This window comes from Acinetobacter sp. GG2 (assembly GCF_000292385.1).
Lineage (GTDB): Bacteria > Pseudomonadota > Gammaproteobacteria > Pseudomonadales > Moraxellaceae > Acinetobacter > Acinetobacter seifertii.
In genome coordinates this window covers 19,301-30,153 of the sequence record NZ_ALOW01000013.1, presented here as the reverse complement: position 1 = coordinate 30,153, position 10,853 = coordinate 19,301, and the positions used below count along the sequence as shown (strand labels likewise).

Sequence of the window (10,853 nt, the reverse complement as noted above, 5' to 3'; positions counted from 1 at the left end):
GGATTAAGATCCCTTTGCAATACCTTTCTCATATTTTATTATTCAAGCGGTCACTTTTTAGACTTTTTAGTGAAAATTAGATGAGATATTAAACTTTTTTTAGTTAATCAACTTCATGTAGAATAGATTATTCATGCAATTGATGTGGCATTAACTCACCATGTGGCATTCCGCTAAGAAAGTATTATTCTGCATACTTGTAGTGCTTGCTACGAGTGGGCCTGCGTATGCCAATTCAAAACATAACTTCTATGTGCTGACTTTATCTATTTTAAGTTATAGCAAATGGGAGAATGTAAGCACCCCTACTCTTTGTGTAATTGATAATGCTTCAATTACTTCTACTTTTCAGTCTTATATTCAACAATTATCTTATAATTATCGTGTACAAACAGTTAATGTTAAAGATTTCCCCAAGTCACATTGCCAAGCTGTTTACTTTTCTACAACTTCTCCTCAACAACAACAAAATTTAATTCAGAATTATCCATATCGTTCTTTGCTTTCTTTAAGTATTAATAATCCAGAATGTGAAGTTGGTAGTATCTTTTGTTTATATGATCAAAATAATTACACCACTTTTAAAGTTAACTTAGATGCATTAAGCCATTCCAAGGTCCATATTGATCCAAGGGTATTACTCTTGGCTAAGAATGCGGAGTAAGGGCCATGATATCTAAGTTGTATCAGTCCACTTCTCTACATGCTCTTTTTAGAAAGTCTCAATTTACGATTTTTGCGATTACTTTTTTTATTTGTTCTTTTACCTTTGTATCTATTTCCGTTTTTACTATGGAAACTTATGCAAAGCAGAATTTGCAATTACTTAGTCATACGCTTCTTGAGCGTATTCAACCTGCTGTAGTGTTTAATGACAAGATCACAATAGAACAGATCTTAAATGAATATACGAATGATCATTCTATTCGAGCGATTCATATTTATGATTCTGAACATCATTTAATTGCACAAAGTTTTAAGTTGTCTAGTCAAACTTCTGTTTTGGAAGGATGGTTTAATCATTGGTTCTTAAATGAGCCTGTACATTTAACGATTTATCATCACCAACAGAATGTTGGCGAGCTAACGCTTTTTGGTAGCTCTGAAAAAATATTGCAATTTTTAAAGATGATTATGGTTGGTCTAGCGATCGCGATGTTATTTATTGTTTGTGCACTATGGTGGTCAGTGAATTTAACTTATCGTCAAATTATGCAGGCGATTTATCCTCTTACCAATATTGCTCAAATCGTAAGTGAACAGAAAGCTTATAATCTTCGCTTTCCATATAACCGTATTAAAGAGTTTCAAGATTTAAATACTGTTTTTAATCAGTTGCTTGAAGAAATTCAAATTTGGGATAATCAGCTACAAAAGGAAAATCGCAAACTATCTTTTCAAGCTCATCACGACCAACTTACATTACTACCAAACAGACATTATTTTTATCAAATATTGTTGGATATGTTTGAAGACAAGGATTTTGACAACAAGTCTGCTCTATTATTTATAGATAATAATAACTTTAAGGCAATTAATGACCAGTTCGGACATTTAGCTGGTGATGAAGTCTTAAAAGAGATGGCCAAAAGATTACAGACTCGTTTACGGCATCAAGATTTTATTGCTCGTCTAGGCGGCGACGAATTTGCGGTCATTTTGCATTCCATTAGTCATGCTGATCATTTAATATCTATTGCTGAAAATTTACTCGAAAGCTGTAAAGAACCTTTGCATCTAAATGATCAAACGATTTATTTCAGTTTTAGTGTGGGGATTGCTTTATCCCAATTTGCGTCTAGTCCAGAAGATTTTATTATGCAAGCCGATCAGGCGATGTATAAGGCTAAGACTTCTGAGCAACATTGGTTTATTTATAAACCAGAGAATTAAATTTAGGCTAATCTATGAATACAAGATCTTTAAAACTCTCGTTTATTGCATTGCTGTGCATTACTCTTGCAGGCTGCTTGAGTTTTGGCCCTTTGAAATATCGTCAAGTAAAAATGCTAAAGAAAGAGGGTTTTGTTCTAACTAACGAAGGCTGGACTCTAGGTTTACCAGAACGTTTATTATTTGATTTTAATGATGCAACGTTGAAACAAAGCCATGAAGCAGAGCTTGTACGCTTAGCAAATCAATTAAATAAATATGATTTGAATAAGTTAAAAATTGTTGGTCATACTGACGATGTAGGTAATCCTGAATACAACCAGAAGTTATCTGAAGAGCGCGCACAAAGTGTTGCTAACCTTTTCTTGACTCGTGGTTTTAAAAAGGAAAATATTTATGTTATTGGACGTGGTTCAACTCAACCATATGTACCAAACACAACCAATGAAAATCGGGCAATCAATCGTCGTGTTGCAATCGTCATTATTCCTTAATTTTCTTATTTAAAAAAAGCCAATCTTCGTGATTGGCTTTTTTGTTTTATACAAGTTCAATAATATCAATAGTCGGTGGTACACGAAATCTTAAAGGTATGCCAACCATACCTGTTCCTACGGTAACAAATACATCAGCATGCTCGTGTGAATAAAAGCCACGCTTGTGACCTAAAATTGATACTTTTTTCATAATGTAATTAGTTACCCACGGAAGCTCGACCTGTCCCCCATGAGTATGTCCTGATAACATCAAAGGTCGATTAGGTAATTTGGGAACCATATCTACTGTATCTGGATTATGTGAGAGGATTAGCCACGGTTTATCTTGTGGTAAGTTTGGCATTGAACGCATATCGGTTTTTCCCGCCCATAGATCACCAATACCAATTAAGCGAAATTCGTCAAACTCAACAATTTTACCTTCAATATCCATAACTTCATTGTAGTAAAGTGCATCTTTTAATAATTGTTGGATAGGTGGTCCTGGATATTGTTCATCATGATTTCCAGGAACTGAATAGACTGGAGCTTGAATATCTTTGAGTACAGCCAGTTCTTGTACTAGTTTGTCTTCTGGTTCATAGGTCCAGTCGCCTGACACAACCACCAAGTCAGGTTGTTGCTCATTGAGTTTTTTCACAATGATTTTGAGTTGACGTTCGTGACCGGAAAATAAACCTATATGTAAATCAGCAATTAAAGCAACTTTTACAGGCTTATTAAAACGGCGATCCGGATTCAAACGATATTGGTGAACATCAACACGTACCATATGCGGTTCTATAAAACGTGCATAAATGAGGATACCACTTAATAAAAAGATAAAAATGGTTTGATGAATTGAGTAATATCCTACCCAACCTGCATATAAATTAAAGAACCAAAGTGGAATAAGAAGATAAGATAGATAAAAAGTAAGTAGGTGAACAAAAGCTTTAAATGGATGAATTGTTTCTGTACGTGATTGATGAATCCAAGCTTCGACAATGCCCCACAAGGCAAGTATTGAAAAAATAAAGTAAAAACAAAAGATGATTGAATTTGGATTCCACATTACGATTCTCGACTTATCTTATATTGATTGCTAGTAATCAAATTCAATATTTATCTTTCAATATGCACGAATTATACTCTAGCTCACCTTATCGTATGTATTGATTATGGCACAATCCTTTCATTCCAAACAGCTTCAAACTCATCAACAGGCTAAAGGCTTTTTGATCAAAGCTTCTTTAGTTGTCTGTTCAAGTTTTGCTGTGACTTTGACAGGTTGTAGCACTTTACCCAAACATCGTGCAGAACCAATTGAATATGCACGAGATATCGATACATCTCAAACTTCACTTGCAAAAATTATTACACCTTTGCGGGAACAAAATCCAAATTTAACGGGTTATCATCTGTTAAATGATCCATTAGAAGCACTTGCGGCTCGTTTAAGGTTGATTGATAAAGCCGAAAAGACTTTAGATTTACAATATTATATTTGGGATAATGACAAGGTCGGCGCTTTAGCTTTACATGCGATTATTCGTGCTGCAGATCGTGGCGTTAAAGTACGTTTATTGATTGATGATAATAACGCTAAAAAAATGGAAGGGGTTTTACTGGCCCTTTCTCAGCATAAAAATATTGAAGTTAAATTATTTAACCCTTACCGTTTTCGCGAATACCGCGCGATGGATATGATTTTAGACTTAAAGCGTATCAATCGTCGTATGCATAATAAGAGCTTTATTGCTGATAATCAGGTAGCGCTCATTGGTGGGCGTAATATGACAAATCAGTATTATAACGTCAGTGATAATTACCAATTTTCTGATGTTGATGTCATGTTAGTCGGTGCTGCTGTTGATGACATCGTAAATTCTTTTGATGATTACTGGAATCATGAATATGCCTATTCGGTCCAGAGCATTGTTAGTGCTCAACAACATCGTTTACGCTATGAAAGTTTAAAAGAACAACTCGATGCTCATTATCAACAGGCAACTGTTCAAAACTTTCTTAACTTAACTTCTAAGTCGCATGCTTTTGATAAATGGCTAGACCATAACATTCAATTTGACTGGGTTAAGGCAGAGGTCGTAAAAGACTCCCCTGATAAAATTAAGTCAAAAGCAAAAAAAGAAGAGCATTTAAATTTCCAATTGATTAACCATTTGGAAAAGCCCGAAAGTAATGTTGATTTGATTTCTGCTTATTTTATTCCTGAAAAGCAAGGCGCTAAAATTTTGAGTACGCTTGCGAAAGAAGGTGTAGAAGTTCGAGTTTTGACAAACTCATTTAAGGCAAATGACGTTGCTGTTGTCCATGCTTTTTATGGTAGATATCGAAAAGAACTTTTGAAAAACGGCGTACAACTTTATGAGTTTTTACCAGCACCAGATAAACGTAATTTAAATAAAAATACGGAAGAGTTGGCAACTAAGGCTAAAGTAAACATGAAAGGCTTAAGTCGCTCAAGCTTACATACCAAACTCATGGCTTTAGATGAACAGGTTTTTATTGGATCATTCAATTTTGATCCACGTTCTGCTTATTTAAATACTGAAATTGGTGTAATTTTAGATAGCCCATCGCTAGCAAAAACAATTCACCATACGATGGATGAAAACTTAAATAAATATGCTTATAAATTAAAGCTCGACCCGAATAACAATATTTATTGGCAACAAGAAACCTCCAAAGGACCTGTTATTTATAAAAAAGAACCAGAAATGAAATGGTGGCAAAAGGCAGGCATGAAGTTTCTTTCATGGCTACCTCTCGAAGGGTTTATGTAATTAACTTTTTGGCTTAAGTACTTTTTGATGTAATTGAGCCAAACCTTCTACCATTTTTTGTTGGACTTCTTGAGTCAGACTTTTTACATCGTGCCCTTCGACCGAGATAGGAGGCAAGGTCAGTAGATGAGCTGTTACTTTCGGCATTTCTAGCACATGCTGAATATGTTCAACAAATGACATCTCACCAATAAATGGCGCGACATTATCTAATTCACCATGACGGTTTACATAGCAAATTAAGCACACCTGTACTGGACGCTTGGCTTCAATAGCAGCCCCGAGTAAGCGACCATGTATTTTTTTAACAGAATGTCCATCTGTAGTGGTCGCTTCAGGAAAAAATAATACTGGAATATTTTGTTTTAAGAATTCAGCAATTTGCTCTCGAATTCTAATAGAGTCACCAGAGCCACGCTTAATAAATAAAGTACCGCCACCCTTTGCTAAGTTACCAAAAATAGGCCAATTTTCTATTTCAGCTTTAGCCAAAAAGAACACGCGCGCACCTGAACCTAAAACAGCAATATCAAGCCAAGAAATATGATTGCTTACCCATAAAGCTGGCTCTCTAGGAATCGTTCCATGCACTTGAACATCGAGGTTAAAGACTTTGCATAAACGGCGACAAAAATATTGGACGTATCGTGTATTAACAGGATTATTTGGATCCTTATAGAGTCCATGACGATAAACTAAATAAAAACCTTCACTGATTGCCGCAGTTGCTGAAGTAACTTTCTTTCCGTACAAGCCTATTTTAGAAAATTTCTTTAACGTTGAATTTAATATACTTTGCGTTTGAGCCATAAAATTTCACTAACGATCAATCATTGTTATACCTATCTCGAGCCATTCTATACGTTTCGCAATTAACTTGCATCGCTATGCGATAGAAGCAAATAAAAAATAAAATGCATGTAGATAATCTAAAGGATAAGAGTAAACCCTTTCCCCTTTTACTCAAGTTTCCTCTAGAATAAAGTTTTACCCTTTTCAGGATTTATAGCCACGTGGAATTTGTTGATCGGCATCAAGGCGGTGAGCGCACAATATTGGTGAGTGTGTCTGTACAATTATTAGATGATCTGGATGCCGAAGAGTTTGCTCTACTTGCACAGTCTGCTGGTGCGGATATTCTTGAGCACGTTAAAGTACAACGTAATAAGCCAAATCCTAAATTTTTTATTGGTTCAGGTAAAGTCGATGAAATAGCCGAGAAAGTTCAAGAATTAGAAGCCGGACTGGTTATTTTTGATCATGCATTATCACCCGCTCAAGAACGAAATTTAGAAAGAATATTAAAATGTCGGGTCATTGACCGTACTGGTTTAATTTTGGATATTTTTGCCCTACGTGCCCGCACCCATGAAGGTAAATTACAAGTCGAACTTGCTCAGCTTAAACATTTATCAACTCGCCTGATTCGTGGTTGGTCTGCTGACTTTGAACAACAAAAAGGTGGTATTGGCTTACGTGGTCCTGGTGAAACACAACTCGAAACAGACCGTCGTCTCATTCGTGTACGTATTACTCAGTTAAAAGACAAGTTAGAGAAAGTCCATCAAACTCGTATACAAGGACGAGCAGCCAGACAAAAAGCTTCAATTCCAACCGTATCTTTAGTGGGTTATACCAATGCTGGAAAATCTACTTTATTTAATATTTTAGCGAAAAGTGATGTATATGCAGCCGACCAACTGTTTGCAACACTTGATCCAACCTTACGTCGTTTAGAATGGGATGGTATTGGTACTGTTGTGCTCGCAGATACTGTAGGTTTTGTGCGAAACCTACAACATGATTTAGTTGAGTCTTTCAAGGCAACTTTAGAAGAAACGCTTGAAGCAACACTACTCTTACATGTAATTGATAGCAGTAGCCATGAAATGCTGGATCAGATTGAAGCTGTTGAAGGTGTGTTAAAAGAAATTGGCGCAGATGCCCCTGTCCTTCGTGTTTACAACAAGATCGATTTAAGTGGTGAAGAGGCCAAAATTGTTTATTCAGAGCCTCATGTTCCTGATCGCGTTTATGTATCTGCACATTCAGGTTTAGGTCTAGATTTACTACGTCAAGCTGTTCAAGAATGCTTAATGGGCCAACTTCAACAATTCTCATTAGTTCTTAAACCGGCTTATGGCAAATTGCGTACCCAGCTTTATGCTTTAAACGTTATCGAATCTGAACATTATGATGATGAAGGGCTATTACATATTGATATACGAATAGCTCCTCATAAGCTTGAGCAATTAATTCGCCAAGCCAAATTACCTATAGATGAGATATTAGGTGAACGGGCGAGTCAGTTTAAACGACCACTGGAAGAGTTTGAAATCAAGAACTAGATCAGTTAAAACTTGATAAGTAAACTTTTAGAGATAAAAAATATGGATAAGATCAAAAGTATAGATTGGGCAGCATGGGTAGGAACTTTTCTACTTATTATCGGCTTTCGTGAAGGCTCAGTCGTCGTTATGCGTACTTTTGGTCATCCAGAATTAGGAAACTTAGTCGGCTTAATTAGTTTACTCATCATTTTGCTCGTTTGGCGCAAGTTTAAGAAAATTCCTTTAAGACTAGTCGACACCAACAATAAAATCATGAAAGAAAGTGGTTTTGCTTTTTTACCTATTTGTGCAGGATCATTAATTATGCTGGTGCATATGGGCAAAGAAATTCCTTTATTTCTCTTTGTACTAGTGGTGAGCACCCTTATCCCGCTGTGGGTCTATGCAAAAATGGCCAAACACTGGTTATAAGGAGAATAAAATGTTTATGATTTTATATGGATTTTTGATCACTCTAGTTGGCTACCTTTGTGCAAAACCTTTAAACCGCCGTTTCCCTCAAGTCCCTCTCTTAGTTTTCGGTATGTTCATTGTGATTGGTTTATTGTCAATCTTGAAAGTTCCTTATGAAGAATACCGACTTTACGTAAACGATTTATTCAGCCACCTATTAGGGTATGTCACCGTTGCTTTAGCGATACCTTTGGCTGCAATGCGTTATGACGATTTACCTCTTAAATCGGTTGTTGGAATCTTATGTTTTGCAAGTATTAGCGCTGTTGCTTTACCAATGGGCCTTGCTTATTTATTGCATATGTCTGAGCCTACTATTCTGGCTTTTGCTACACGCGCTGTAACTACACCTATTGCTTTAAACATTGCAACTTTATTACATGCCCCTGAAACATTAGTCACGTTAATTGTGATTTTATCAGGAGTTATTGGTGCAGCATTTTCACCATTTTTACTTAAGCATATTCATGATGAAAGAGCATCAGGTTTAGCTCTAGGTTTAGCCGCACATGCTATTGGAACAGCTCAAGCTTGGCAACGTGGCCCTGTTGCGGGTCGTTATGCCGCTTTTGGTATGGCTTTAAATGGTGTATTTACCGCCATATGGCTACCGACTTTCATGTTATCTGTAGGAATTTCCTGATCAAAAAGTAGTTCAAATAAACATTGAACCAGTGATCAATTAGAAATAAGATGATCTTTTCAAATCTAAAAGGATTTTTGATTATGGGGAAATTTTTTGTTGGAGCGATGCTCTTATTGGGGATAAATTCAGCTACTTTTGCGGCTGATATTACTGGTATGTGGCAAACGATTGACGATAAAACTGGTACGCCTAAGGCTCATGTAGAAATACGAAAAGAGGCAAATGGTACTTATTCAGGAAAAGTTGTAAAAATTACACCGCGTCCGGGTTATACACCAAAAGAAATTTGTGATAACTGCCCAGCGCCTTATACCAATAAGCATATTGTAGGTTTAGATATCGCGACTGGTTTAAAACAAGTGGATAGTACAACCTACACTGGTGGGAAAATTCTAGACCCAAATACTGGCAAAGTTTACGGATTAAAAGCTAAACTCAGTGCAAATGGTAACCGTCTACACATGCGTGGTTATCTTGGAGTTTCAGCTTTAGGCCGCAATCAAATCTGGATTCGCCTAGAATAAATCTTAAAAAAGAAAAAAGCCGCTTATGCGGCTTTTTTTATTACATGACAGGATTAACTACTGAAAAACTTTGCTGGTCTTCAAGACGATAAGCAATTAAGTTTTTACCCCACACACAGCCACCATCTACGTTCTGAATATGTTCACTAATTGTTCTGCCTTCTAGAGCAGCCCAATGACCAAAGAATACTTGATGTGTTTGTGCAGCTTTACTTGGAAATTCAAACCAAGGTAAATAACCTTCTGGCATAGGTGCATCTAAAGTATCTTTAAAACTAAATTCCAAAGTACCTTCTGCATTAGTTAAACGCATGCGAGTTAAATAATTGGTAATACAGCGTAGGCGGTCATTACCAATTAAGCCATCTGTCCAAAGATCTGGTTTTGAACCATACATTTCAGCTAAAAAAGCATCTAATACAGACAGATCATCATGTGCTAATACAGCTTCAACTTCTTTTGCTAAAGCAGCCGTTTTTTCTGCATCCCAAATACAAGGTATACCAGCATGCGTTAGCACAGTTTGATCATTTGGAAATAAACATAATGGCTGTTTACGTAACCAGTCGATGAGTTCATCACCATCCACAGCGTCAATAACATCCTGTGTACGATCTTTCTCTTTAATTTCTTTAAGACCACGAGCACAAGCAACCAGTGTTAAATCATGATTACCTAAGACGGTTGCAGCTGCGCCACGATCGGCTAGTTTTTTAATAAAACGAAGTGCACCGACAGAATTTTCTCCACGTGCAACTAAATCACCAGCAAACCAAATAAAATCTTGGTCAGGATCAAAACGTATTTCTTTCAGCAATGCTTTGAGTGCTTCAAAACAACCTTGAACATCTCCAATGATATAATTATAGCGCTTGGTCATTTATGCCACCATTTGATCTGCCAAAGCGACAAACTCGGCAAGCGTCAGAGTTTCTGGACGAGCCATTGGATCAACGCCTGCTTTCTCAAAGCCATCTTCTGCCAACATACCTTTAAGGCTGTTTCTTAGGGTTTTACGGCGCTGTGTAAACACGTGTGCAACCAAACGAGCTAAAGCTTTCTCATCTTTTGCGACAATCGGTTTTTGTTCGTAAGGAACTAAACGGAATACTGCACTCGTTACTTTTGGCGGTGGATTAAATGCGCCTGCAGGAACTTCAAATAAAAACGTAGGCTGGCAATAATATTGAATCATTACCGATAAACGACCATATTCTTTTGTATTTGGTTCAGCAGTAATACGATCAACCACCTCTTTTTGCAACATAAAGTGCATATCTTTGACTTTGCTACCAAATTCCAAGAGATGAAAAAGTAGTGGTGTTGAAATGTTATAAGGTAAATTGCCTACTACACGTAATGGTCGACCATCTTTTACGAGTTCACTAAAGTCATATTTTAATGCATCAGCTTCTACAATAGTTAAACGTTCTGGATGTGGAACACGCTCTGGCAAACCCGCTGCTAAGTCACGGTCTAACTCAACAACTGTTAAAGCATCACACTCTCCAATTAAAGGAGAAGTTAATGCAGCCAAGCCCGGACCAATTTCAACAATATTATCGCCTGTACGCGGATTGACAGAGCGTACAATTTTGGCAATGACTCGCTGATCATGTAAGAAGTTTTGACCAAAACGTTTACGAGCTTTATGCCCTTCATCTTTCGGGTTTAGGGCATTAATTTGATACATAGAACATTTC

12 protein-coding genes are annotated in these 10,853 nt (G+C 36.8%); 8 read left to right on the top strand and 4 right to left on the bottom strand.

Translation table 11 applies throughout. The annotated features are described in order from the left end of the window. Positions 1-160: 160 nt before the first annotated feature. From B554_RS0100810 to B554_RS0100800, 3 genes are read left to right on the top strand one after another with little or no spacing between them, the layout of a single operon-like run. Complete coding sequence (locus B554_RS0100810) at positions 161-664, top strand: YfiR family protein (protein ID WP_004704137.1); 504 nt, start codon at positions 161-163, stop codon at positions 662-664. Between the two features lie 5 nt (positions 665-669). Then, positions 670-1,893: a diguanylate cyclase domain-containing protein gene (locus B554_RS0100805; protein ID WP_004704135.1), complete on the top strand. Its 1,224-nt coding sequence runs from the start codon at positions 670-672 to the stop codon at positions 1,891-1,893. Positions 1,894-1,907: 14 nt separating this feature from the next. Beyond that, the gene (locus B554_RS0100800) at positions 1,908-2,387 is read left to right on the top strand and encodes an OmpA family protein (protein WP_019456620.1); all 480 of its coding nucleotides are present in this window, start codon (positions 1,908-1,910) and stop codon (positions 2,385-2,387) included. A 46-nt stretch (positions 2,388-2,433) separates the two neighbouring features. Here the strand turns inward: B554_RS0100800 and B554_RS0100795 are convergent, their stop codons facing one another. Next, positions 2,434-3,444, bottom strand: a complete 1,011-nt coding sequence (locus B554_RS0100795; protein ID WP_019456619.1) for a metallophosphoesterase — start codon at positions 3,442-3,444, stop codon at positions 2,434-2,436. A 106-nt stretch (positions 3,445-3,550) separates the two neighbouring features. Between B554_RS0100795 and B554_RS0100790 the strand changes: the two genes are divergently transcribed. Beyond that, positions 3,551-5,176: a phospholipase D family protein gene (locus B554_RS0100790; protein WP_004704129.1), complete on the top strand. Its 1,626-nt coding sequence runs from the start codon at positions 3,551-3,553 to the stop codon at positions 5,174-5,176. Here B554_RS0100790 and B554_RS0100785 read toward each other — a convergent pair whose 3' ends face one another. Next, complete coding sequence (locus B554_RS0100785; RefSeq protein WP_004704128.1) at positions 5,177-5,986, bottom strand: lysophospholipid acyltransferase family protein; 810 nt, start codon at positions 5,984-5,986, stop codon at positions 5,177-5,179. It lies immediately after the preceding gene. Positions 5,987-6,189: 203 nt separating this feature from the next. On the opposite strand from B554_RS0100785, the gene hflX reads away from it, so the two are divergent. The 4 genes from hflX (at position 6,190) to B554_RS0100765 (ending at position 9,150) form a co-directional block, all read left to right on the top strand. Then, on the top strand, positions 6,190-7,524 hold the full coding sequence (gene hflX / locus B554_RS0100780; RefSeq protein ID WP_019456618.1) for a ribosome rescue GTPase HflX: 1,335 nt from the start codon (positions 6,190-6,192) through the stop codon (positions 7,522-7,524). A 42-nt stretch (positions 7,525-7,566) separates the two neighbouring features. Further along, entirely contained in the window at positions 7,567-7,938 is a 372-nt protein-coding gene (locus B554_RS0100775; RefSeq protein WP_019456617.1) for a hypothetical protein, read from the top strand. A gap of 10 nt (positions 7,939-7,948) precedes the next feature. Further along, a complete protein-coding gene (locus tag B554_RS0100770) occupies positions 7,949-8,623 on the top strand; it encodes an LrgB family protein (RefSeq protein ID WP_019456616.1) in 675 nt (224 codons plus the stop codon). A gap of 83 nt (positions 8,624-8,706) precedes the next feature. Then, on the top strand, positions 8,707-9,150 hold the full coding sequence (locus B554_RS0100765; RefSeq protein WP_019456615.1) for a DUF2147 domain-containing protein: 444 nt from the start codon (positions 8,707-8,709) through the stop codon (positions 9,148-9,150). A 40-nt stretch (positions 9,151-9,190) separates the two neighbouring features. On the opposite strand, the gene B554_RS0100760 is transcribed toward B554_RS0100765, so the two are convergent. Together B554_RS0100760 and rsmA are read right to left on the bottom strand one after the other, a co-directional pair. Beyond that, the gene (locus tag B554_RS0100760; RefSeq protein ID WP_019456614.1) at positions 9,191-10,030 is read right to left on the bottom strand and encodes a symmetrical bis(5'-nucleosyl)-tetraphosphatase; all 840 of its coding nucleotides are present in this window, start codon (positions 10,028-10,030) and stop codon (positions 9,191-9,193) included. Beyond that, positions 10,031-10,843, bottom strand: a complete 813-nt coding sequence (gene rsmA / locus B554_RS0100755; RefSeq protein WP_004704118.1) for a 16S rRNA (adenine(1518)-N(6)/adenine(1519)-N(6))-dimethyltransferase RsmA — start codon at positions 10,841-10,843, stop codon at positions 10,031-10,033. Positions 10,844-10,853: the final 10 nt, after the last annotated feature.